Source organism: Brevibacterium sp. CT2-23B (genome assembly GCF_013168765.1).
In the GTDB taxonomy this organism is placed as follows: domain Bacteria; phylum Actinomycetota; class Actinomycetes; order Actinomycetales; family Brevibacteriaceae; genus Brevibacterium; species Brevibacterium sediminis.
Genome location: NZ_JABBYK010000008.1, coordinates 100,653 through 124,114, shown reverse-complemented (window position 1 = coordinate 124,114; position 23,462 = coordinate 100,653). Strand labels below are relative to the sequence as shown.

Genomic DNA, 23,462 nt, shown 5'->3' with positions numbered 1-23,462 from the left:
GTTCAAGGCCAAGCGCGGATATCGAGACGTCCACGTCCCGATATCCGCGCTTCTGCTTGATCGAGGGCATTTACGACCGTCGCCGACTGCCCGAATCGCTCAATTGTCCCTCGTCGAACGCAGGTATTCGCTCACGATGCGGTAGGTGAAAGTGCCGGAGTACTCGTAGACACGTCCGATCAGCGGCAGGTCGACGTAGAGCTCGACTCTCTGCCGGTCGAGGGTGTCGTCGAATCGCTCACTCAATTCGATGACCGGTCGCAGCACTAACGGCATGGGCAGCCGCAACCCACCTGCCCGTAGCGCGATTCGGCGGCTGCGCAGTCGCAATCCCCCATTGACCACGTCAACAGCAAACTCCGCCTCGACGACGGACGGCTTCCCCAGCACGTCGACGACTCCGCCCTGAGAGTCGCACGGAACTTCTCCACCTACCTCGGATCGGGATCCGCGCGGGACGAACGACACCGCATCGACCATCGACCAATCACCGTCGTCGAATTTCATAGTCCGCGTCGCCGTCTGCCGGCCGTCTTCCGTTCGGTTCTCTACGCGAAAAGGAACCTCGCGGTGCAGACCCGGCACAATCACACCGCACCGTTTCGCAATTGCGAGGACGGGACACAGCCACCGCCGTTGGGTGCCGAACGATTCGAAGACACCTTCACCGACACCCACCGCGCCGGGAGGGATCACCGCGAAGTATCGCCTGAGGACCGGGTGGAGTTCTGCCACTCGAGCGCCGAGCGCCCGCTCATATGCGGATCGGGAGGGAGAGCTCATGGCTGCGAGTGTAGGGCAACTCCGCCGGATCAGTGGTCAGGAACCGTCCCGGCCTCAGCGGTCGGCGTTGGCGGCAGCTCCCGGCAGGAGTCGCCCGGCGCCCTTGAGACCGAAGCTCGTGAGCACGGCGGCGATGAGGACGAGGACGACGGCCGCACCGGCGGCCCACTGTACGCCGAAGTCGAAGGCTGACACGGCCGCCTCGGTGATTCGCTCACCGGCTGCACCACTCAGCCCGGAAGCGTATTCGAGTGCGGAGCCGAGCGTATCGAACTGTGCTCTGTCCGCTTTGTCCCCGATCGCCGACTGCAGCGCGGATCCATACATGAAGGTCGAGAGTCCGCCGAGGACGGTCGTGCCCATGACGGACCCGAATTCGTACGCGGTTTCCGATATCGCCGAGGCAGCTCCGGCCTTGTGAGCGGGGACCGCGGCGAGGATGAGGTCGTTCGTGATGACCTCGGCGGTGCCGAGTCCGATACCGAGGATGAGGAAGGCCAGCAGCATTCCCATCACGGAGTGTTCGGAGGTGAAGGCGATGATGCCCATGCCGACCGCGTTGAGCGCGAGCGCGCAGGGCACGACGACGCGCGGTTCGAAGCGGGCGATGAGCGGCACTGCCAGGTAGCCGGCCGCGACCGAGGTGATGAGTCCCGGGATGAGCACAAGGGCGGCGTCGATCGGAGAGAGTCCGAGCACGAGCTGGAGCAGCTGGGTGCCGAAGTAGAGGAACCCGGCCAGTCCCATGATGCTCAGCAGGTTCGACACCACCGCCGAGGTGAACACGGAGTTCGTGAACAGACGGACGTCGAGCATTGGGTTCGATGTGGCGAGCTGGCGGAGGACGAAGCTGGCACCGGCGACGATCGCCACGGACAAGCTGAGCCAGAAGAGGAAGTCGGTGCCAGACGCCATGCTGTGTTTGATTGCGAAGACGAGCGGGGCCAGAGCGAGCATCGACAGGATGATGGAGAACGGGTCGAAGCGGCCCGGGTTCGGGTCGCGCGATTCGGGCAGCAGAATGGCGGCCGCGGGGATGAAGAGCGCGATGAGCGGCAGATTGATGAAGAAGACCGAGCTCCAATGGAAGTGCTCAAGCAGGAAGCCGCCGACGATCGGCCCCAAAGCAGCACCGCCGGAGAACATCGCGGCCCAGGTGGCGATCGCGATGCGACGGTCCTTGTCATGATCGAAGATATTGCGGATGAGCGACAGCGTCGAGGGCATGAGGGTGGCGCCGAAGATGCCGAGCAGGGCGCGGGCGAGGATGAGCATCTCGGCGGAGGTGGAGAACGCGGCGAGCAGTGAGGCCGCACCGAAGCCGACGGACCCGATGATGAGCAGCTTGCGACGTCCGACCCGATCACCGAGGCTGCCCATGGCCACCAGCAGACCGGCGAGCATGAGCGCGTAGATGTCGACGATCCACAGCAGCTGGGTGCCCGTCGGGTGCAGGCCGGTGCTGATGGCCGGGATCGCGAAGCCGAGGACCGTGTTGTCGATCGAGATCAGCAGCACGGGGATCATGAGCACCGCGAGTCCGGCCCATTCGCGTCGACCGGCACGCAGCTGTGGAGTCAGTGTCGTCGTCATGCCTTCAACTGTACCGTCTGGACGGTACAGTTGAAAAGCGGTTGGCGTGCTGCAACCGAGATGCTCAGGTACTGCGCAGATACAGGCCCGGCCGCGCGAGAAATCCGAGCGGTCTCATGCATGCCCAGCTGGCAGAACACCAGGCACACGTCCGTCTCGTAAGTACAGCCATGGACTAGGCTCGTGGCTATGGCACGCAATCCGACCGCAACTAAGGAGAAGCTGCTCGACGCTTTCGATACGCTCCTCGACGAACACGGCACAGCCGGAGCGACTCTGGACGCAGTAGCTGCGAAGGCCGGAGTCTCCAAAGGCGGTCTGCTCTATCATTTCGGGTCGAAGGCCGAGCTCATCAAGGGCAGCCTGGAACGCCTCGACCAGCTGGTCGCCGAAGACGTCGAGGAGATGAAGGCCGCCGGCACGCGCCTCCACTATTATTACCTCGAGACCTCCGCCGAGGTCGGCACTCCCCTGGACCGCAGCCTCATCGCCGCCGGCTGCCTCGCTCTCGAGAACGAGGACGCCAAGGCGGCTCTGCGTCGCACACGCGAAGCGTGGTTCGACGCTCTCAACAACCACCTCGGCGATGCTGATCTGGCGATGACGATTCAGCTCATCGGCGACGGAATGTATTTCAATCAGAACTTCGGGCTGTCACAGGATGAGGCCCTCGATCATGTGAAGCGAGTGCTCACGCGTTTGGGGCTTTAAGACACCTACGCGCCTGGGCGGCTTGGGCTCCTGGGCCCCTAGAGCAACTTCTCCTACGATCTGCGCACCTCCCCCGGCAGATGCGCTTCCCTACTAGATGCCTTGGGTGGGCGAAATGGTCACGTCCCGAGTAACAGAACGTGACCATTTCGCCCACCTATGAGCATCCACTCGACCTCAAAGAGCCGGATTCACCCCGAGCTCAGCTCAGGTGATGAACTTCCTGCAGCCCGTACACCGGAGTCTCGATGCCTTCGTGCCGGGCCTTGAGCTGCAGCGCCAGATACAGCGAGTAGTGCCTGGCCTGGTGCAGATTGCCGCCCATGAACCACAGGTTCTCCTGCTGGGTGGGCTTCCACATATTGCGCTGCTCGCCTTCCCACGGGCCCGGGTCCTTCGTCGTCTCCGACCCCAGTCCCCAGCATTTGCCGACCTTGTCCGCGGTCTCCTGGTCGACGAGGTCCGCGACCCAGCCGTTCATCGAGCCATAGCCGGTGGCGTAGACGACGAGGTCAGCCGGCAGCTCAGTCCCATCGGAGAGGACGACGGCATCCTCGGCGAGGTGGTCGACCTGCCCTTTGGCCAGCTTCACTTTTCCGTCGGCGACGAGCTCGGCGGATCCGACATCGATGTAGTAGCCCGAACCGCGGCGCAGATACTTGAGGAACAAGCCGGACTCGTCGTCGCCGAAGTCGAGGTCGAACCCGGCATCCTCCATGCGCTGGTAGAAGTCCTTATCCGCTTCCTTGATCTGGTCGTAGAGCGGGATCTGGAACTCGTGCATGATCCGGTACGGCAGTGACGCGAAGATGAGATCCGCCTTCTCCGTCGTCACGCCATTCTCCAGCGCGCGTTCGGAGTACAGGTCCCCCATCGCGATCTCCACGAGCGAATCGCTCTTGACGATGTGCGTGCTCGATCGCTGCACCATCGTGACATCGGCGCCGTTCTCGTACAGAGCGCCGCAGATGTCGAAGGCGGAGTTGTTGCTGCCGATGACGACGACCTTCTTGCCCGCATAGGCGTCGGGGCCGGGGTGCTGCGAGGAGTGCTGCTGCTCGCCTTTGAAGATGTCCGAGCCCGGGAACGTGGGGATGCTCGGCTTGCCCGACATGCCGGTGGCCATCACCAGATGGGTTGGCCGCAGAGTGACCTTCTCCCCGTTCCGGTCGACCTCGACCGTCCAGCGGCCTTCCGTTTCGTCGTATTTCGCCGAGGCGGCTGTGGTCGATGACCAGTACGGAATCTCCATCACCTTCGTGTAGAACTCCAACCAGTCCGCGATCTTGTCCTTCGGTGCGAACACCGGCCAGTTGTCGGGGAACTTCAGGTACGGAAGGTGGTCATACCAGACCGGGTCATGCAGGCACAGCGACTTGTACCTCGACCGCCACTGATCACCCGGCCGCTCCCACCGGTCGATGACGAGGGACGGCACTCCGAGTTGGCGGAGGCGAGCGCCGAGGGCGATTCCGCCCTGTCCGCCACCGACGACGAGGATGTAGGGGTCGGCGGTCGCACCCCAGGCGGCGTCCTCCTCGGCGAGCTTCTCCGACCAGCTCTTCCGTTCGGGATCGACGCCGTGCTCGGCACCTTTGACCCGGCGGGTGCCGCGCGGCTCTTCGTGTCCGGTGATCTCCTGCAGCGAGGTGAGCACGGTCCAGGCCTTGATGCCGTCTTCATCGATGAGGCGGACGAGTCCCTTGCCACGCCCCACCGAGGTGGTGAAGGTGAACCATGCTTCCGTCACTCCGTCGGCGGTTGCCGCCGGTTCGCTGAGTTCGAATTCCTCCGGTGAGACCCGGTCGAGATTGTGGGTGAGCAGGTCGGTGACACCCTCGGGGTTCTCGACCGTTTTGAGATTCCAGGTGAAGGATACGAGGTCTCTCCAATAGCTGTCGGTGGCGAACAGTCCGGCTGCGGCAGGGATGTCCCGGCGGCTGAGCGCCGATTCGAAGTCCTGCAGCCACCTCATCGCGATGTCGTCGGCGGTCAGCTGGGGACGGTCGAGCGTCGTTGTCATGTCACTCCTCCTCATTGAGTTCAGTGACTCCAAACTAAGCCGGGCACTCCCCGCTCGGAAGAGTTGCATCGGATTGCATGGTCCACGCCGTGCCGGGATTCTCACCGACGCCTCACCCCCATGGTCAGGGGTGCGTTCCCGTCTTATACTCAAGGCATGCTTCAGCCGGATCTGGCGCATCTCGCCAGAGATCTGACACGCATTCACGATGCTGTGATCACCGGGGCTTCGCCGCCGGTGCAACCGCGCGCGCTGGTCAGGCGCTCGTGGGATCGGATGCTGCGCTTGGGGCTGGACCCGGATGGCGCGAATGCGCGGATCGTCGCCGATGAGGCTGAACTGGAGACTCGACGCCGGAAGTCCCAGTTGCGACTGGTCGTCGATGAGATGCGCTCAGTGCTGCTCCGGGCTCCCGACGCCGCGCCGTTCATCCTCGTCGTCACGGATGCCGATGGAGTGATTCTGTGGCGAGATGGTGCGGCTTCCGCCAGACGGCAAGCCGATGAGCTCGGATTCGTCGAGGGAGCGCATTGGTCCGAAGCCAAGGTCGGCACGAACGCCATCGGCACGGCTCTGACCGAGGAGGCACCCGTCCAGCTCTTCTCCGCCGAACATTTTGAGGCGTCTCAACACCCTTGGTACTGCAGCGCCGTGCCCGTCCACGACCCGCATGTCGGGACCCTCTTAGGAGTTGTCGACATCAGCGGCCCGGCGATGACTCTTCATCCTGCGGTGCAGTCGTTGGTGACGACGGCGGTGCGTCTGGCCGAGGCTCGGCTGATGATCGCGCAGCAGGAAGCGCTGAACACACTCCGCGATCGGATGTCGGCGATGCTCGCCGGCACGTCCGGTCCGGCCCTCGTCGTCGATGATGCAGGATGGGTGGCGTATCAGCAGGGAGTGCGCAGCCGCGACCGCATCGAGGTGCCGGCCGCCGACCGTTCGATCCTCATCCCCGGTGCCGGTCTGTGCCTGCCGGAGAAGATCACCGGTGGATGGCTGCTGCGGCCCACCGGCGATCGTCGAGCTTCTGTGACTCTGCGGACGAAGCAAGATCCGCCCGTTCTGGATATCGATTCCGGCACCGAGCCTCTGGTCGTTCCGCTCACGCCACGGCGGGCGCAGATTCTCGCGGCGGTCACCTCGGCGGGGGCAGCTGGGATCAGTGCCGCCGACCTCAGCCAGCGCCTCTACGGGGACGGTGACCACGTGGTCACCGTCCGCGCAGAGGTCTCGCGTCTGCGCCGATCGGTCGGAGCCCTGCTCGCCACCCGCCCCTATCGGTGGGCCGAAGGCGTCGACGCGCGGGTGGAGTGAGGGTCAGTTGCCGTGGGGAACGACGACCGCTCGACCGGAGAGCTCACCTGCCTGCAGCTTGCGATAGGCTTCCAGACCGTCGTCGAGGCTGTAGCGTTCGATTTCCGGCTTGATCTGACCTGAACGGTACATGTCGACGACCTCGTGGAGGTCCTCAATCGTTCCCCAGTAGGTGTTCGTCAGCGTTGCCTCGTAGGGATTGGTGAAGAACGACCATTCATACGCACCCCCGGCAATGCCGACGATTGTACAGCGGCCCATGCGGGCCATTGACTGCGCGGCGACCTTGACTGTCGAGGCGGCACCGACGAAGTCGAACGCGGCATCGACGCCCTTGCCGCCGGTGATCTCACGGATTCGTTCGACCTGGTCATCTCCTCCACCCACGGTGATGGCCCCGGCTGCTTGGGCCTTCTCCATCGCCTCAGGCTTCATATCTGTGGCGATGACCGTCGCACCGGTGAGGGCCTTCAGGATCTGCACGCCGATTTGGCCCAATCCGCCGAGACCGATGACCAGGGCGTAGCGTCCGCCTCCCGCAAGATTCGGCAGCGAGTGCTTGATTGCGTGATAGGGAGTCAGCCCCGCGTCGGAGAGCGGTGCTGCGGCGACAGGGTCGGCGTCGCCGAGCGGGACGAGGTTGCGTGCGGGAACCGTGACGTACTCGGCCATGCCGCCGTCACGCCCCAACCCGACGCCGAGGTAGGGATTGGTCGCGGCGTTCTCACAGTAGGTGTCCTGTCCACGCGAACATGCTCGGCAGCGGCCGCAGCCGATCGGGCCGTAGACGAGGTAGGCGTCACCCTTGTTGAATCCAGATACTCCGGGGCCGAGGTCTTCGACCCAGCCCGAATTCTCGTGTCCGAGGATGAATGGCGGCGGCACTGCTCCGGGGCCGCCCTCTTCGAATTCGTTGTACACGGCAACGTCTGAGTGGCAGGCTCCTGCTCCGGCAACCTTGAGCAGAACTTCACCTGGTCCTGGTGTGGGCTTCTCGACGTCTTTGAGCGTGGGAAAGGTCTTGAAGTCTTCGAATACGATCGCCTTCATGGTGCGAGTTCCTTTCGAATGAGTTGGGGCGGCGATCACCGCTCCGAGGCCCACGTTAGGCTCGCGCAACAGATAATTGAACCCTTATATCACCTGGTGAAACCCTATTTTCCACAACCGCGCGGCCCTGAAGGACCACTCCTGCACGACAGTCAGTTCCCCGCCGCATCGAGCCACCAGCGATAGCGCATTCGCAGCGCCCTTTCGGTACTCGCCAACGCTGTCACGACGCCGATGCCGATTGTGACCCACAGAGGCATAGTGAACAGAGGCTCGACCGGACCGATCTGCTCTGCGATCGGCGGAATTCGCAGGACCGGCACGGCTATCTCCTGCAGCAGCAGCGCAACCCCGACCAGCAGCACCAGTGCTGAAACGACGCCCATGGCGCGACTGAGGCGGGGTCGATGCTCATCGAGCCGTGCCCGGCGACCCTCTGCGGATCGGTCGTTGGGCCGAAGCTGCTCCCCGGCCCCGTCGGCGGAGACGAAATGACAGCGCTTCAGCCCGAAATTGCTCGCGGCGACCTCGATATTGCCGCCCTCGACAGGGAAGACGGCGGGCACACGCGAGACCGCATATTGCCGATCATTGCGATAGAGAAAGACCTTGAGGTAGCCGTTCTCATCGGTTCTCCATTGGCGGACGTCGATCGCATAGCTGACGGGGCCACCTTCGGCGTCGACCCGCTCGAGGTGGAACAGCGAGCGCCCGAGAAGCTGCCACCACCGGAACGCCGGCAGAATCCTCCCGTCACCGGGTTCGATCCGCTCGATCGCCCGACGGCGCCTCCACTGTCGAAACATCTGGGTGCCCCCTCGGCACTCGGCATAGTACCAACACAGCGTGTTGGAATGGACACGAGTAGACTAACACGGTGTATTGGTCGGTGACAGAGGATCACGGAAGCACAAGAAAGTGGAGACGACCGAAGCATGAGTGATACCGAACGCAAGGACACCCGAGAGCGCATCCTTGCCGCCGCGGCGGACATCATCGCCGAAGAGGGAATGACGGCCAGGTTGAGCGTGCGGGCGGTCGCTGCCCGAGTGGGCGTGAGCACCGGTTCGCTGCGGCACCACTTCCCCACCCAGCAGCTGCTTCGGGATGAAGTCATGCGACGTGTCTACGACTGGTATCTGCCGAGCACAGACATCCGCGACACTGCGGTTCCGCCCCGTGATCGCTTGGTCGAATGCCTCCGTCAGGTTCTGTCCATGACGGGGATCGGCGCCGAATCACGGGCAGCGATGACAACCGTCACCGAAAGCTTCATCTCGGCCGAACAGACCGACGATGTCCGTGAGACGTACTTGGCCATCCAGCGCGACGGACAGCGCCGGGTCGAAGCCTGGCTCCAGGTCCTCGCCGACGAGGGAGCCCTGACCGATACCGGCAGCATCCCTCGGTCGGCGCGTTTCCTCAACACCGTCCTCGATGGCCTCGCCCTCGAACGTGCTCTGCCGTCTGAGGACTCGCTGGCTCAGCTGGAGACCGAAACGCTCAATATAGCCGCTGACGCCGTCCTCGGGAGCTGACTACGACCGGGCAGCAGGTCCTACGCGGACGCCCCTCGGTAGCTCCCGACCGACCACAGCACTCCCTCTGGGTCTTGGATGGCGAAGTCGAGCGATCCATAGTCCTGTTCGGTCAGTCCCATGACCTCGGTGGCGCCGGCGGCGAGCGCACGCGTGTGGAGTTCACGGACGTTGCCGGAGGCCAGATACACCGACCCCGAGGCGACTCCGGTCTTCGTCATGACCCCGCCGTCATCGCGGACGGACCCGAGCATCACTCCCCCGCCCTCTGGCCAGGCCAGTTCGGCGTGATCGACGCGGTTCGGATCGTCGGCGTTCGTGTATTCGGCGACGATTTCGAAGCCGAGCGCCTCCTGGAGGAAAGCGATCGCGGCGTTGGCATCGCGGTACCGGAAGGTGGGCCAGACATTGGCATGATTCTCGGACATGTTCACTCCTGAGTTCGTCGCAGTTGGATTTCCATCATCGACGAGCACTCACCCATGCGTCTTGGACAAATGGGAACAGTTCATCCCATCGCCGAGGCGGCTCCCACCGAATCAGTTCCCCCAGTCCGGGTCCGGGCCACGTCATCTGCTGCCAGCCACTGGCTCGGGCTGAGGCCGACGAAGTCCCGGAAGTCCCGGTTGAGGTGCGCTTGATCGGCATAGCCGCAGCGCACAGCGATCTCCGCCAAGCTGCCCCGGCCGGCGGGGATGAGCCGCCGCGCCCGATCGAAACGGACGATGCGCGCGGCGTCCTTGGGGCCGATCCCGTATTCGGATCGGAACTGACTGCCCAGATAGCGTCGGCTCCACCCGACGTCGTCGGCGATGAGGGAGACGGGCAGACCGCCATGGCTGTCAGCGATCCGATGCCAGGCGGCGGCCACCTCGGCGCGGGGGCGATTCGCATCATCGATCGTGCGCATGAGCACATCGTCGATGGCGGCGAATCGGGCGGACCATTCGGTCTTGAGGTTGACCCGCTCGTGCAGTTCCGCGGCCAGCGGCCGGGAGATCCGAGCGACGTCGACGCTGTGATGGGCGAACTCGGCAGCGGGGATTCCGAAGAACGCGCGCGGTGCCGACGGACTGAAATTGATCTGGATTCCGGACATCGCGCCGGAGTGGGCAATGAGCGTCGAGCGCAGGTGGAGGCCGGCGAGCAGCACCTCGAAATGTTCGCGGCTGCCGGAGACCGCATCGACCTGGCACAGCGGTTCGTCGATCGAGACGATGAAGGTCAGCGTGCCCGAGGGCAACCCGAGATGCGTCCCCGCGGGGACGCCTGAGATGTCATAGCCGGCGTAATCGCCCACGAATCGCCGCAGTCTCGGATGCGGAGCGCGGGTGAGCGGGCCGGCGGGTGCCGCAGACATGTCCACAGTGTAAACCCGTGCCTTCGGCCGACAGTCGGATACTTGAGGGGACGTCTTGCAATGACGCCACGCCGCGCTGACTATTCAACCGCGCAGCAGCACCTCACGGCTGCCCACTCCACGGGCGCGCACATGTTTGTCCTGGGCTGCGATTCCGCCGATGAGAAGCTGAGCCACGAGCAGCACGAGGAGGGTGACGAGTGGCACCGTCCACGAACCGGTCACCGTGTGCAGCCAACCGAGGCCGAAGGGACCGAGTCCGGCGAAGAGATATCCCAATCCCTGCGCCATCGTCGAGACGTGACCGGTGTGATGTGCGTCCGGAGAACGCCACACGATATAGGACAGTGACAGACTGATTGCCGCGCCCTGTCCGAGACCCATCAACGTCATCCATACAGGCGCTCCAGCCGCGGGAGCGATGAGGAGCCCTGCGATTCCGGAACCAATGAGGATCGAGGCCGCGGCAGCACCGATCCAGCGCGGCCGGATTCTCTGCGCCAGAGTTGGCGTGAAGAGGCAGGTGAGGATCGCAGGGAATGCGGAGTACGACAGCATCCAGCCTGCTTTACCCGCAGCCATGCCGCCGTCCTGCAGAATCACCGGCACCCAGGTCAGCGCAGCGTAGTAGCTCAGCGACTGCAATCCCATGAATCCGGTGACCGCCCAGGCGATGGGATCAGTGAGGATCGAGCGGAAAGGCGGCTCCCCGGTCTCGCTCAAAGCATCTGCGGAAGCATCGTCGGCGGAGTCCGCGACGGAGGCCCGCCGGGGCTTCGGGAGGTCCGCCGAGCGACGCAGCATGTTCGGCAGCCACAGCAGCACCGCCAGAACTGCCGGGACCGCCCAGATTCCGAGGGACCACCGCCACGATCCGTCAAAGGCGGACATGATCGGCACTGTCAGACCTGACGCGAGCGCGGCGCCGAGGAACAGCGACGTCGAGTACAGGCCCATCATCAGGCCCGCTCGATGAGAGAAGTCGCTTTTGATTGCGGTCGGCAGCAGTACGTTGCCGACCGCGATGGCCGCACCGATGAGTACTGTTCCCCCGAAGAGAGCGAGCAGGCTCGGCTGCAACCGCAATGCGATCCCGGCGGCGAGGACGATCATGAGGATCCCGAGTACCCGATGCATGCCGAAGCGTCGTATGAGCGCGGGCGTGAGAAACGCGAACGCCCCGAAGGAGAAGACTGGGATCGTCGTCAGGAGGCTGCCCTCTGTGGCAGTGAGACGCAGATCGCCGAGGATATCCCCGAGCACCGGACCGACCGAGGCGACGCCGATGCGCAGGTTGAGACCGATGAGGATGAGACCTGCACCGAGGAGGAGCAGGCTCCTCCGACTCCGTTTTCCGTGCGCCGTCGATCGGCTCGGAAATTCGCCGGGAGCATGCCCCTGGTCGGTGGATGCGAGGACCTGGTCGAAGTTCTGTTCGAAGTTCTGGTCGAGTCTCTTCATTACGTCCTGTCGTTTCGCGCGGGTGCTGATACTTCTCATTCAAGCGTCATCCACTTCGGCGGAGAACCATTAAACTGACTCGATATGACCGTTTTCAGCCACACCTCGTTGAGCCCGGAACTCGTCCACCTGCTCGGGCACGATGAATGGACCCCGGCACACACTCACGACCTCGGTCACTTGGTGTATCCGGCGACTGGGGTGCTGTCCTTGGTCACTCGCGAGGGCTCGTGGATCGCGCCATCGAATCGTGTCGTCTGGGTGCCCGCAGAGTTCGAGCATCAGCACCGCGCGCATGGGGCCGCTGACATGCGCGTCGTCTTCCTCCCCGCACACATGGCAGCTTCGCTCGTAGACCGGCCCGCCGTTCTGGCGACGACCCCGCTGGCCAGAGAGGCGATGTTGGGGCTGACCGGTACACGACACCGGACGAAGGCAAGCGCCGACCGACTCCGACTCGTCATCATCGACGAGTTGACGGTCACCGGCGAACAGCCGCTGCACCTCCCCGAACCGGTCGACCCTCGGCTGCTGGCCCTGACGAAGATCGTCGAGGAGGATCTGGCGAATCCGGTGTCTCTGGCTGAGCTCGGCCGTCGGGTGGGTGCCGGCGAGCGGACTCTGACTCGGTTGTTTCAGCAGGAGACCGGGATGACGTTCCGTCAATGGCGTGCCGAGCTGCGCATCCACCGGGCACTTCTGCTCCTGACCGACGGGTGGAGTGTCTACGACACCGCGGCCGAATGCGGGTGGGCGAATCCCAGCTCGTTCATCTCCGTGTTCACCGCGCTGGTCGGCACAAGCCCGGGCCTATACCGACAATCCCTGCATGGCTGATTAGGCGCCTCGTCTCGGGCACATCCAGCACAGTCGTGTCACTGTCAGTGCTCCAAGGCGACGCCCCAGATCGGGTCGGTGAAGGTTCGGTCGAGGTCGATACCGAACTCCTCGCGGAGAACGGCAGCCAAGTCGGCGGCATCGTCCACCGTCCGCTCGAGGCGTTCGGGGTCGTCACCGGGTCGCACGCTGCGCAGCTGGCGGCCCTCGAGCGATGCCTTGCCGCCGTTGCCGAACGTCCTGGCCACCACGGGTGCGCCGGTGAAGCGCGTGCCCGGCTTCGTCGCGGTGAACCAGTTCGACACCTCGAGGTCGGCTTGTTCTCGCGGGACGTCCGCGAAAGCATAGAGGGTGCGGAACTCCTGGTCAGAGCGGGTGCGGGACTGCAATGCCCATTCGGCCTCCGCTCGCATTGCAGGCTCAAGCACAGTGTCGGCTGGAACCAGCCTGTGCTCTCCGTGCTCCGTCGTCCGCGGTTCCGACTCTACATCGAGAGCGAGTGCGACCTGCGGCGTTTCACCGCCGAACCCCGGATCGACGAGGAACCGCCGTCCGCTGAGATCGAGGATCGTCGCCTGGTGCGTCAGCCCTCCCGGCGCTGTTCTCCCCTCACCGAGGTGGACGCGGGCGAGGATCGGATGCGCGCTCAGCCCGAGCTCGCGGAGCACAGCGCGGATGAGTGTCGCGTGTTCGTGGCAGTAGCCGCCGCGACCGGCGTCCAAGAGCTTCGCCGTCAGAGAGCCGAGGTCGGTCGGGATGCCCCGCGACTCCCCTGCTGCGCATGCGGCGATGACGTCGAGGTTCTCGAAGGAGATCGACCGGACGTGGGCGGCCAGCAGTTCATCGATGAGATCGACGATTTCGTCGGCCGACCCACGCGCCCGAGCTCGCAGCACATCCTCCGAACTGTCGAGTCCGAGTCGGTCGACGTACCGGGCGACTAGCGTTGACGATGCCATTACGAGTTCTTCCCTTCTGGGCACGAGTTCACGCCCACGGTTGAGGTCGGAGACCATGGGCTCCTCGATAGTTCGGCGAAGTCGGTTCGATCCAATCGCCGAGGAGACTCTGCGCGATCCGATAGACCGTGACCTTCAACGGGTGGCAGTTCTCCACCGGATCTGACGAGCCGACCCCGAACATCGGTGCGGAGAGATCCCCGCCGGGGCAGGTGGACAAGGCCGCGAGCAGGTCCTGCTCGGCGAAGAACTCGAAGTGGTCGCCTGGTCGTGCGGGGCAAGTCTTCATGAAGTATTCGTCGTTGTCATTCAGTCCGGTGCATTGGAAGACGTTGAGCACATCGTGGACATCGAATTCGGTGAGGCCGTAAGGCAGGATCGCGCGGACGAGGTTGGAATGGCAGTGGTAGTCGAAGTCGACGCCGCTCAGCATCTGCGAGACGTATGGGTCGCTTCGGGTGCCCAGGGTGTCGTGCAGTCGGCCGCCTTCCGGGTCGGTGCCGCAATCGGACAGCGTGTCTCCGACGATGGTGGCCATTGGCCGCAGGAACGGCAGAGTCGACCACAGGCGGTCGAAGGTGGAAACGTGAGCAGCCTGCAGCTGACGGGTCCGTGCCGCCCAGAACCGCTCTCTGGGGTCGTGGCGATTCCACAGATTCAGGTCGCCGACCTGCGGACCGTCGACGGCGGATATGCGGCAGACATGGTCGGCGGGGACGTCCCAAGCCTGCCCGGAACGGATGGGAATGGTGAATTCGTCGATGATTTCCCGGGATTGGGTGTCTTCACCGATCCGTGAGTAGTAGTAGTTTCTGTCGACCTCGAGCGCGGCGCTCTGATAGGCGGCTTCCTGCAGACGGCTCTGAGTCATTGGACGCATCCTCCTCCGTAGCTGTGTTGCCTGCAACGATGCCAGCTTCTGCCCGTCTGCCCAAGGGGTTGTTAATCAGGCCTATGCTGAAAAGTAGGAATGGACGCAGTCGATTGGGCCGCGCCGTCGGATGCACCGAACCGCGTGGACCGAGCAGTGGGAGGGCGGAATGGCTGAAGAGAGGATCGACGTCGAGATGCAGGACACGGGGGAATTCCTGGCCAGCATCCACTCAGCGACGGGAACCGACGAGATCGTTTTGATGTTCGACGATGCCGAAGACGTCTCCGACGGACTCTTGGGCAACGACGAGCCCACTGTCCGCGCGACCGTGGAATTCCTCCTCAGCCATCAGCCTCCCGGAGATCTGCCGGACCGGATCGACCTCGTCGACATCGCCGCCGCCTACGACGGAGCTATCGAGTCCATCCGCGGACTGCGGGGATAGCATCCCGCGGCATTTTGCAGACAGTGAGGGCGGGTCCGACATGATCTGTCGGCCCCGCCCTCAGCTATTCAGTTCTGTTGAGACTTCAGTCCAGCAGGTCGTGACGCACGATCGACTGTTCGCGATCGGGGCCGACGCCGATGACCGACATCCGGCAGCCCGAGAGCTCCTCGAGCGCAAGCACGTACTTCCGCGCGTTCTCCGGCAGGTCGTCGAAAGTCCGGGCCTTCGTGATGTCCTCGGTCCAGCCGTCGAAGTATTCGAAGATCGGCTTCGCGTGGTGGAACTCGGTCTGCGACACAGGCATCTCGTCCTGGCGCACTCCGTCGACGTCGTAGGCCACACAGACCGGGATCCGGTCGATGCCGGTGAGCACGTCGAGCTTGGTCAGCACATAGTCGGTGAAGCCGTTGGTGCGGGCGGCGTAGCGGGCGATGACCGCGTCGTACCAGCCGCAGCGGCGCGGACGACCGGTGTTGACGCCGAATTCCCCGCCGGCCTTCTGCAGGTATTCGCCCATCTCGTCGAAGAGCTCGGTCGGGAATGGTCCGGCGCCCACACGGGTCGTGTAGGCCTTGACGATGCCGACGACGCGGTTGATCCGGGTCGGACCGATGCCTGTGCCGACGCAGGATCCGCCGGCGGTCGGGTTCGACGAGGTGACGAACGGGTACGTGCCGTGGTCGACGTCGAGCATGGTCGCCTGACCACCCTCCATGACGACGACCTCACCGCGGTCGAGTGCCTCATTGAGCATGAGCTCTGTCTCAGCGACGTAGGGGCGCAGGCGTTCGATGAAGGGCTCGAAGTATTCGACGATCTCTTCGACCGACACCGCCCGACGGTTGTAGACCTTGACGAGCAGTTCATTCTTCTGCCGCAGCGATCCTTCGATCTTCTGACGCAGGATGGACTCGTCGAAGACGTCCTGGACGCGGATGCCCAGGCGCCCGATCTTGTCCATATAGGCCGGTCCGATGCCGCGGCCAGTGGTGCCGATGGCCCGCTTGCCGAGGAATCGCTCGGTCACCTTGTCGAGAGTCTGGTGGTACGGAGCCACGAGGTGGGCGTTCGCGGAGATGCGCAGCTTAGACGTGTCCGCGCCGCGGGATTCGAGTGCGTCGATCTCCTCGAAGAGCGCCTCGAGGTTGACGACGACGCCGTTGCCGATGACCGGGGTGACGTTCGGTGAGAGGATGCCCGCCGGCAGAAGCTTGAGTTCGTACTTCTCTCCTCCGACGACAACCGTGTGGCCGGCGTTGTTCCCACCATTGGGCTTGACCACGTAGTCGACGCTGGTGCCGAGGATGTCGGTGGTCTTACCTTTACCTTCGTCGCCCCACTGAGCGCCGACGACAACGATTGCTGGCATGAGAGTGCTTCACCTCGAAGTGAAAAGGGATGTCATTACTCCCCAAGTCTACTGGGTCACACTGACGCAACCGTCAGCGGGCGAGCGCCGCCCGTCACCGCGGATGAGAAGCGCTCACACCACACAGGCCGCCCCGAGTCCCAAAGTGCGCAATCGCACGTCCATGACGCGCGATTTCCGCTGGATGCAACTACAGACGTCAGGGACAATGGACCCATGCGCACCAGATCGATCACCACCATTGCCATCGCCGGCATGCTCGCTCTCAGCGGATGTTCCGGCGCGAATGGAACCGACGAGCCCCAGACCGATGACTCGTCATCGCAGGACACCGCTTCGGCACCGAACGAGTCGACCTCCGCAACGACAGACGACGCCGATGAGTCGGCCGAGGACCCAGACGATTCGTCCGAAGAGGGCTCCCCAACAGCAGACGATTCGGCAGACTCGACCCTGACTCTCGACACCGGCGAGAAAACCGTCACGATCGAACCCACCGCTGTCTACTGCTCCGGCGAACCCGGCAGCCTCCAGCACATCATCGGCAAGACGGACAACGAGCTGCCGCTGGTCAAGGCCGAAGGCACCGACTTCGTCATGGTCAAGGTCGGACAAGGACGCCCCTACAAGGCGAACAATCCCAAAGGAATCGCCATCGGCGATGAGAGCGTGACCTTCGACGGGACCAAGCTCGGCTCGGCCACGCTCGACGGAACCATGACCTGCACCGACTGGGAGGACTGAGTCAGCGCCCACACACATACACACCGCGCGCCGCGATCCCGAAGAAGCCGGGGCCGCGGCGCGCATTGCATCCGGTCTCACTCCATGCTCATCCCCTTGGCCGGGGCGATCCGCGACATCGACCTCGCCGGTATCGCCGAGGCGAGAACGGCGGCGAGCACTGCAGCGACGACGATCAGCCCGATCTGCGTCCACGGCACGGACAGCACCGGATTCGCCGAAGCAGGCATCATCGATGCCGTTCCGACCCAGCCGAAGAACGTGCCGACTCCGGCTCCGACGATCAGTGCGATGAGCGTCATGAGCAGCGATTCGATCGTGATCATCCGCGACATCGCCGCTCGGGTGAAGCCCAATGCCCGCAGCAGGGCGCCCTCTCGGCGCCGTTCGATAACCGAGAGCGTGAGTGTGTTGCTCACTCCGATCACGGCGATGACCACCGCGGCCGCCAGCAGTCCGAGCACCACGCTCAGAGCGACCTGGAATATCGAAGCGAAATCCGCCCGATACTGCGCCGCCGTCGCATCGGCTGAGGCACCGACGGCGTCGAGTTCGGAGGTCAGGGCCTCGATCTGCGAGCTCGATGCATCATCGGCGATCTTCGCCCACGTCTGTTCGGTAGCCGTGTCGCCGGCCGCATTGTCGCCGGCCCCCTCGAGGGTCTTCGCGTCGGCACCGCTGACCAGGGCCGTCCCCGCGGGGACGTCGTAGGAGGTCTCGATCGTCAGATCGAGATTCTGATCGCCGAGGCGGACGGTCGCGCTCTGGCCGTCGACATCAGAATCCTTCTCGTCGAGTCCCACCGTTGTCGGGTCGAGGAGGATCGTGCCCTCATCGACGTCGTAGCCGTCGCTGCGCAGGACCGGGGAGTCGGCGGCCGCCTCGGCGCTGGTGATCGCCACATCACCGGAGCCGTCGGTCCCGTCGACGCTCACCGAGACGGTGGGCGCCGGAACGTTCTCGCGTTCCTCGACGATCGGCGAATCATCGAGCACGGAGGCGATCTTCTCATCGTCGGCACCGTCTTGCCCTGCCGTGGAGACCACGAGGTCGACCGGGGTGTCTTCGGCAGTAGCGAGTTCGAGGGTTCGCTGTAGGCTCGAGGAACCGACGACCACGGCTGTGACGAGGGTGATTCCGATGAGCAGGGCACCCGTCGTCGAGGCGGTGCGTCCTCCCGCTGTGCTCGCCGACCGTCCGGCCAGCTTCACCGCCGGCGAGCGCCGGGTGAGGAGGCCGACTGCGGCGGCGAACAGCGCCACCAATGGCGGCACGAAGACCTTCGCACCGACGAGGAGAGCGACGAAGAGCGCGAAGCAGCCGACGATGCCGAACAGCACGGACTGGCTCGTGGTCCCGAGCAGGCACAGCGCGATTCCGCCGATGCCGAGCACAAGCGACAGGCTCAGTCGCACCCACCGGATGCGCGGGGCAGCCGCAGGCACATCGACCGGTCGGAGCGCCTCGATCGGGGACACCCGGGAGGCCCGGATCGCGGGGATCAACCCTGCCGCGAGGGTGACGAGGATGCCGACGACGGGCCCGACGACGAACGCCGAGACGGACGGTGACATCTGGGCGAATTCCGGCATCCAGAACGCTCGGACCACGGTTGAGAGTCCCCAACCGATGAGGAGACCGAGTCCGACGCCCAGCACGGATCCGACGATCCCGAGGCTGAGGCTCTCCACCACCGCGGCCCCGCGCACCTGCCTGCGTGAGGCACCGATTGCGCGGAAGAGCGCGAGGACTCTTGTGCGGGAGGCGACGAGGACGTTGAACGTGTTCGAGATGACGAGTGCCGCGACTCCCGCGGCCAGCAGGCCGAAGGCGATGCCGATGGTCGAGAGCATGTCGGAGGTCTTCGACAGCGACTCGATCTGCTCCTCGACGACCTGGTCAACGGTCCGGACCGACACGTCGGCGCCGGCATCGGCGAGAGCGGATTCGACCGCCTCGGCGAGCCCTGCGCGATCGCTCCCATCGTCGGCGACGACGCGGATGGAGTCGGGCACGAGCTCGCCCGGAGCCGTGGCCAGCCCGTCGTCGGTGAGGTAGAGGTTCATCCCCGCCGAGGAGGAGCCGGGCATGATGCCCGAGACGGTGTAGCTCGGGCCGTCGGCGGCGGAATGTCCCGGCCCGTCGAATTCGCCGAGGGTGATGGTGTCACCGACGCCGACCCCAAGGGTCTTCGCATCGGCTTCGCGGAGCATGAGTTCATCATCCGAGTCCGGGACGGAGCCGTCCACGGTGTCGACCTGTCCCTGTGGGAGGTTCGTGGCCGACCCCGTCACCGAGGTGGACCCGGCCTCGACAGCGACGAAAGCGGACTCGGTGAGCTGGGCGGACTCGACCCCTTCGACGTCGGCCACCGTCTGACGCATGGAATCGGTGAGCGGTGAGACCTCATCGGCTGCAGCGGCCGGGTCCTCGGATACGGCCGCGGTGACGGCGACGTCGGCACCGGCCCATTCGGCGCGGACCTGATTGCGCAGAGTGTCGCCGAACGCCTGGGAGAACAGGAGCGCCGCGACGATGAAGGCCACGGACACGGCGATCGCGATCATCGCCGCACTCAGACGACCGGAGGCGCTGCGGAGATTGGACCAGGCGATGCGAATCATCGGGCACCTCCGTCTGCCGGCGCGGCTCCGGCTGCAGACCCGGCTACGGCCGCAGGCCCGGCCGACTGGCCAGCGGGTGCGGCTCCCGAAGCTGCCGAGCCTGCCGTGACATTCATGAGCGCTGCGGCCACGGACTCCGGATCCGGTTGGGAGAGCTCACCGGCCAACCGTCCGTCGGCGAGCAGGACGACGCGGTCGGCGCGGGCTGCGGCTCGGGGATCGTGGGTGACCATGACGACGGTCTGACCGAGTTCATCGACCGAGGCGCGCAGGATGTTCAGGACCTCTTCACCGGAGTTCGAGTCGAGGTTGCCGGTGGGCTCGTCGGCGACGAGCACATCGGGCTGGGCGACGAGTGCACGAGCGACGGCGACTCTCTGCTGCTGTCCGCCGGAGAGTTCGTGCGGCCGGTGGCCCAGGCGCTCGCGCAGACCGAGCAGGTCGACCATGCGATCGAAGATGCGGCGATCGGTCTTCTGGCCCGACAGCTGCGAGGGCAGCAGGATGTTCTCTTCGGCACTCATCGCGGGCACGAGATTGAAGGACTGGAAGACGAAGCCGATGCGGTCGCGGCGCAGCGCCGTGAGCTTGCGGTCGTTCAGCCGTGAGATAGCAGTGCGTCCGATGAAGACCTCGCCCGCATCCGGGGTGTCGAGTCCGGCGAGCATGTTGAGCAGCGTCGATTTGCCCGAGCCGGAGGGTCCCATGATGGCAGTGAAGCGTTCGGCTTCGATGTCGAGGCTGAGGTCGTCAAGCGGACGGACCTGCGCGTCCCCTCTACCGTAGGTTTTGCGCAGTCCGATGGCTTGGATGGCCAGCCTCGGCGCGGGGCTCGAACCCTGGCCCCGAGTCGACCCTTGCGCGGGGGTCGGGGGTGAGGTCGGGGAAGGATGGGCATCGGTGTATGTCGCTGATGTGTTCATGCCTCCAGCTTCGTCGCCGGGCCCACCCTCCCACATCGGACCTGAGGATGGTCTTCGCCGCAGAGCGCCGAGGCGGCCGTGGCCCGACCGTCATACCTGAGGATGATCTCGGGTCCCCTTGAGCGACCTGCTTGCCGATGATGAAATGGTCTCGAGCGGTCAGCCCGGGCGCGTGCGAGGTGCTTCCGACTCAGTGACCGGGCCCGACGAGACCGGCTTCGTAGGCGAACACGACGGCCTGCACACGGTCACGAGCCGCGAGCTTCATGAGGATCCGACCGACGTGAGTCTTCACGGTCGGCTGCGCGAGATAGAGCCGCTCGCCGATCTCGGTGTTGCTCAGACCGGTGGCAATGAGCACGAGAACCTCGGTCTCGCGCTGAGTCAGTGACTCCAACCGACGCATATCGGCCGCATCGAGACGGCTCGCACCGGCCCGCCCGGACGCATCCGCGCCAGCGGTGCTCAGCGCCCCCCGACCGCTCGGCGCAGAAGTGTCGACCTCGGATGATGCAGACTCACCGTCCCCGGGTGGGGTGGGCGCAACGCCCCCGGCCGATGTCGCATCGGTTTCCGAGGCCTCCGACTGCGGATCCGAATGGGGCGGATCCCCCGCGCCGAGGTGGGGCAGGAGTCGTGTCTCGAGCAGTCGTTTGGTGGTGGTGGGAGCGATGACGGCGCCACCGTCGACGACCGTGCGGATCGACTCGAGGAGCACCTCGGGCAGGGTGTCTTTGAGCAGAAAGCCTGACGCACCGGCGCGCAGCGCGCGCAGGGCGTAATCGTCATCGTCGAAGGTGGTCAGCACGATGATCTTCGGGGGACGGATCGTCCCCTCGTCGGCGAGAGCGAGGATCCGCTGGGTCGCTTCGATGCCGTCGATACGGGGCATCCGAACGTCCATGAGCACGACATCGGGTTCGTCCTGCCTGACGATGTCGAGACCTGCCGCACCGTCGCCGGCCTGTCCGACGACGGTGAGGTCCGGTTGGGAGTCGATGACCATGGCGAAGCCCGCCCTCACGAGGGCCTGATCATCGACGAGCACGATGCGAAGCGGTCCGCTCGCCCGAGCATCGGTCCGACCGTGCACGGTCGCCTCGCCATTGGCGCTCATCGGCTGCTCTCCTCGATTTCGGCGTTCTGATTCTCTCCCGCCTCGGCGGTCTGCCCTGCTGCGGCGATCTGCCCGGTTCCGGCAGACCCATTCTCCCCATGGTCGGACGAATCATGGGGGCCGGCGCCCGGAGTGACGCTGGGATCGGCTTCGGGTTCGGGACTGGGCACGGGAGCGGACAGCGGCAACCTGGCCTCGACGAGGAATCCCGTGGTCGTTCCGAAGGCGCTTCCCATGACCGCGCCGGAGGAGAACCCGGGCTTCGCATCGGTGTGTCCTTCGGACCGGTCCTTCACTCCGGTCGAACGGATCGGCCGGGCCATGAGCGTGCCGCCGTAGAGCGCAGCGCGTTCCTGCATGCCGACGATTCCGTATCCACGGCCGTGGGTCGCATTCCGTGCCGGATCGTCGGCTCCGTGGCTGTCGGCTTCTCCGCTCCTGCGGCCTGTCCCGTTTCCGGTTCCGTTGTCGCTGATGCGGGCGACGAGCTCTGCGTCCTCGGTCAGCAGCTCGACATGTGCCCGGGCACCGTCCCCGGCATGTTTGAGCACATTCGTCAGCGCCTCCTGAACGATGCGGTAGACGGCGAGCGACGCTCCTTCGGCCAAGCGGCCGCGGTCGACGTCATCCAGTTCGGTCACCGAGACCGGAAGCCCCGCCGATCGCACATCGGCGATGAGGGAGCCGATGTCGGCGACGCCGGGCAGCGGCGACGAAGAGCGCTCGTCGTCCTCCTCGGCGCGGAGGAAGCCGAGCAGCGATCGCGTCTGTGCCAAGGCTTCCCGTCCGGTCTGTGCGATGGTCTCGAGGGCTCCGACCGCGACGGCCGGATCGGTCTTCGCAGCATAGCGTCCTCCGTCGGCTTGGGCGATGACGACGGACAGGGAATGGGCGATGACATCATGCATTTCGCGGGCGATGCGCATGCGTTCGGCATCGGCGGCCAGCCGGGTCTCGGATTCGCGTTCGCGCTCCAGCAGGCGGTTGCGCTCGCGGATGCCCTCGATCTCGCGGCGGCGACGGAATCCGACTCCGCCCAACAGCCAGGCGATGAGCACGATCGACGCGCACAGTGCCACGACGACGACCAGCAACACGTACTCACCGAATGCCAGGGGTCGCGGGTTCACCCCGATCGTCGCCTGCAGGGAGACGAGGTAGAGCCAGCCGCCCAGGAAGAGTGCGCCGAGGAGGCCCAGGACGAGCACGATGCGACCGTGGTTGCGCGTCCCCCACGCTGTCGTCGAATACACGGTGATCGGCACGGCGACGATGCCGAAGGTCGGTCCCATCATCGTGAGCACGGTCAGCAGGCAGCCGACGGCGATGAGCGAAGAGCTCAGCAGCGGGGCAGTGCGTCGCAGTCCCAGCGGCAGCGTCTGGAGCAGAACGATGCCGACCTGCACTGCCACTGGCACCAAGGCGATCTCGCTCCGCTCGGCCTGGGAGGAGGTGAAGACGACAGTCAGATAAGTGATCGGCAGAGCCCAGAGCAGTGAGTCGACGATCCAAGGATGAGCGGTGAGGGTGCGACGGATGCGGTCGACGCGGTCGGGGGTGCGCTGCTGCGGCTCCGGGCGGTGGCCCTCGGTCCGGATCGATCGATTGCTCATGTCGGCCATGGTAGTTCTGCGCCGCCGGACTCACATCATACTCAGGGCTGATCCGAGCAGACGATGCCCGCCGCGGCGCTCGCCCACGGGACCGTACTCACTCGGGAGCGTCAGATCG

General features: G+C 65.1%; 21 protein-coding genes. 6 read left to right on the top strand and 15 right to left on the bottom strand.

All coding sequences use genetic code 11. From position 1 onward, the window contains the following. Positions 1-99: 99 nt before the first annotated feature. The gene (locus HIM68_RS18015; protein WP_172175004.1) at positions 100-783 is read right to left on the bottom strand and encodes a DUF4166 domain-containing protein; all 684 of its coding nucleotides are present in this window, start codon (positions 781-783) and stop codon (positions 100-102) included. A gap of 54 nt (positions 784-837) precedes the next feature. Further along, complete coding sequence (locus HIM68_RS18010) at positions 838-2,376, bottom strand: MFS transporter (RefSeq protein WP_172175001.1); 1,539 nt, start codon at positions 2,374-2,376, stop codon at positions 838-840. Between the two features lie 189 nt (positions 2,377-2,565). On the opposite strand from HIM68_RS18010, the gene HIM68_RS18005 reads away from it, so the two are divergent. Next, complete coding sequence (locus HIM68_RS18005) at positions 2,566-3,087, top strand: TetR/AcrR family transcriptional regulator (RefSeq protein ID WP_172174998.1); 522 nt, start codon at positions 2,566-2,568, stop codon at positions 3,085-3,087. 202 nt (positions 3,088-3,289) lie between these two features. Here HIM68_RS18005 and HIM68_RS18000 read toward each other — a convergent pair whose 3' ends face one another. Continuing rightward, positions 3,290-5,110, bottom strand: a complete 1,821-nt coding sequence (locus tag HIM68_RS18000; RefSeq protein ID WP_172174995.1) for an NAD(P)/FAD-dependent oxidoreductase — start codon at positions 5,108-5,110, stop codon at positions 3,290-3,292. Between the two features lie 156 nt (positions 5,111-5,266). Here HIM68_RS18000 and HIM68_RS17995 point away from each other — a divergent pair, with 156 nt between their 5' ends. Continuing rightward, positions 5,267-6,427, top strand: a complete 1,161-nt coding sequence (locus HIM68_RS17995) for a GAF domain-containing protein (RefSeq protein WP_253904052.1) — start codon at positions 5,267-5,269, stop codon at positions 6,425-6,427. A gap of 3 nt (positions 6,428-6,430) precedes the next feature. On the opposite strand, the gene HIM68_RS17990 is transcribed toward HIM68_RS17995, so the two are convergent. Together HIM68_RS17990 and HIM68_RS17985 are read right to left on the bottom strand one after the other, a co-directional pair. Then, the gene (locus tag HIM68_RS17990; protein WP_172174989.1) at positions 6,431-7,477 is read right to left on the bottom strand and encodes an NAD(P)-dependent alcohol dehydrogenase; all 1,047 of its coding nucleotides are present in this window, start codon (positions 7,475-7,477) and stop codon (positions 6,431-6,433) included. Positions 7,478-7,629: 152 nt separating this feature from the next. Beyond that, a complete protein-coding gene (locus tag HIM68_RS17985) occupies positions 7,630-8,283 on the bottom strand; it encodes a hypothetical protein (RefSeq protein WP_172174986.1) in 654 nt (217 codons plus the stop codon). A 129-nt stretch (positions 8,284-8,412) separates the two neighbouring features. On the opposite strand from HIM68_RS17985, the gene HIM68_RS17980 reads away from it, so the two are divergent. Continuing rightward, positions 8,413-9,015 (top strand): TetR/AcrR family transcriptional regulator, encoded by a 603-nt coding sequence (locus HIM68_RS17980; RefSeq protein WP_172174983.1) that lies wholly within the window; start codon positions 8,413-8,415, stop codon positions 9,013-9,015. A 20-nt stretch (positions 9,016-9,035) separates the two neighbouring features. On the opposite strand, the gene HIM68_RS17975 is transcribed toward HIM68_RS17980, so the two are convergent. From HIM68_RS17975 to HIM68_RS17965, 3 genes are all read right to left on the bottom strand, one after another. Then, positions 9,036-9,443: a VOC family protein gene (locus HIM68_RS17975; RefSeq protein WP_172174980.1), complete on the bottom strand. Its 408-nt coding sequence runs from the start codon at positions 9,441-9,443 to the stop codon at positions 9,036-9,038. 80 nt (positions 9,444-9,523) lie between these two features. Next, positions 9,524-10,375, bottom strand: coding sequence for an AraC family transcriptional regulator (locus tag HIM68_RS17970; protein ID WP_172174977.1), 852 nt, complete (start codon positions 10,373-10,375; stop codon positions 9,524-9,526). Between the two features lie 84 nt (positions 10,376-10,459). Continuing rightward, positions 10,460-11,836: an MFS transporter gene (locus HIM68_RS17965; RefSeq protein WP_172174974.1), complete on the bottom strand. Its 1,377-nt coding sequence runs from the start codon at positions 11,834-11,836 to the stop codon at positions 10,460-10,462. Positions 11,837-11,920: 84 nt separating this feature from the next. On the opposite strand from HIM68_RS17965, the gene HIM68_RS17960 reads away from it, so the two are divergent. Continuing rightward, a complete protein-coding gene (locus tag HIM68_RS17960) occupies positions 11,921-12,673 on the top strand; it encodes a helix-turn-helix domain-containing protein (protein ID WP_172174971.1) in 753 nt (250 codons plus the stop codon). Between the two features lie 44 nt (positions 12,674-12,717). Here HIM68_RS17960 and HIM68_RS17955 read toward each other — a convergent pair whose 3' ends face one another. Both HIM68_RS17955 and HIM68_RS17950 read right to left on the bottom strand, forming a co-directional pair. Continuing rightward, positions 12,718-13,632 carry an arylamine N-acetyltransferase gene (locus HIM68_RS17955; RefSeq protein ID WP_172174968.1) on the bottom strand — a complete coding sequence of 305 codons (915 nt, stop codon included), beginning with the start codon at positions 13,630-13,632 and terminating at the stop codon, positions 12,718-12,720. 28 nt (positions 13,633-13,660) lie between these two features. Next, the gene (locus HIM68_RS17950; protein ID WP_172174965.1) at positions 13,661-14,503 is read right to left on the bottom strand and encodes an urea carboxylase-associated family protein; all 843 of its coding nucleotides are present in this window, start codon (positions 14,501-14,503) and stop codon (positions 13,661-13,663) included. Between the two features lie 169 nt (positions 14,504-14,672). Between HIM68_RS17950 and HIM68_RS17945 the strand changes: the two genes are divergently transcribed. After that, on the top strand, positions 14,673-14,951 hold the full coding sequence (locus HIM68_RS17945; protein ID WP_139906952.1) for a hypothetical protein: 279 nt from the start codon (positions 14,673-14,675) through the stop codon (positions 14,949-14,951). 85 nt (positions 14,952-15,036) lie between these two features. Here HIM68_RS17945 and HIM68_RS17940 read toward each other — a convergent pair whose 3' ends face one another. Beyond that, positions 15,037-16,323: an adenylosuccinate synthase gene (locus HIM68_RS17940; protein ID WP_172174962.1), complete on the bottom strand. Its 1,287-nt coding sequence runs from the start codon at positions 16,321-16,323 to the stop codon at positions 15,037-15,039. Between the two features lie 216 nt (positions 16,324-16,539). Between HIM68_RS17940 and HIM68_RS17935 the strand changes: the two genes are divergently transcribed. Beyond that, the gene (locus tag HIM68_RS17935; RefSeq protein ID WP_172174959.1) at positions 16,540-17,067 is read left to right on the top strand and encodes a hypothetical protein; all 528 of its coding nucleotides are present in this window, start codon (positions 16,540-16,542) and stop codon (positions 17,065-17,067) included. 77 nt (positions 17,068-17,144) lie between these two features. Here the strand turns inward: HIM68_RS17935 and HIM68_RS17930 are convergent, their stop codons facing one another. The 4 genes from HIM68_RS17930 to HIM68_RS17915 all read right to left on the bottom strand — a co-directional run bounded on the left by HIM68_RS17930 (position 17,145) and on the right by HIM68_RS17915 (position 23,344). After that, positions 17,145-19,691, bottom strand: a complete 2,547-nt coding sequence (locus HIM68_RS17930; RefSeq protein WP_172174956.1) for an ABC transporter permease — start codon at positions 19,689-19,691, stop codon at positions 17,145-17,147. Next, positions 19,688-20,614 carry an ABC transporter ATP-binding protein gene (locus HIM68_RS17925; RefSeq protein ID WP_172174953.1) on the bottom strand — a complete coding sequence of 309 codons (927 nt, stop codon included), beginning with the start codon at positions 20,612-20,614 and terminating at the stop codon, positions 19,688-19,690. The genes HIM68_RS17930 and HIM68_RS17925 overlap by 4 nt, the downstream gene beginning before the upstream one ends. 190 nt (positions 20,615-20,804) lie before the next feature. After that, complete coding sequence (locus HIM68_RS17920; RefSeq protein WP_172174950.1) at positions 20,805-21,731, bottom strand: response regulator transcription factor; 927 nt, start codon at positions 21,729-21,731, stop codon at positions 20,805-20,807. Then, positions 21,728-23,344, bottom strand: coding sequence for a sensor histidine kinase (locus HIM68_RS17915; RefSeq protein WP_172174947.1), 1,617 nt, complete (start codon positions 23,342-23,344; stop codon positions 21,728-21,730). Before HIM68_RS17915 ends, HIM68_RS17920 begins: the two co-directional genes overlap by 4 nt. Between the last annotated feature and the right edge of the window lie 118 nt (positions 23,345-23,462).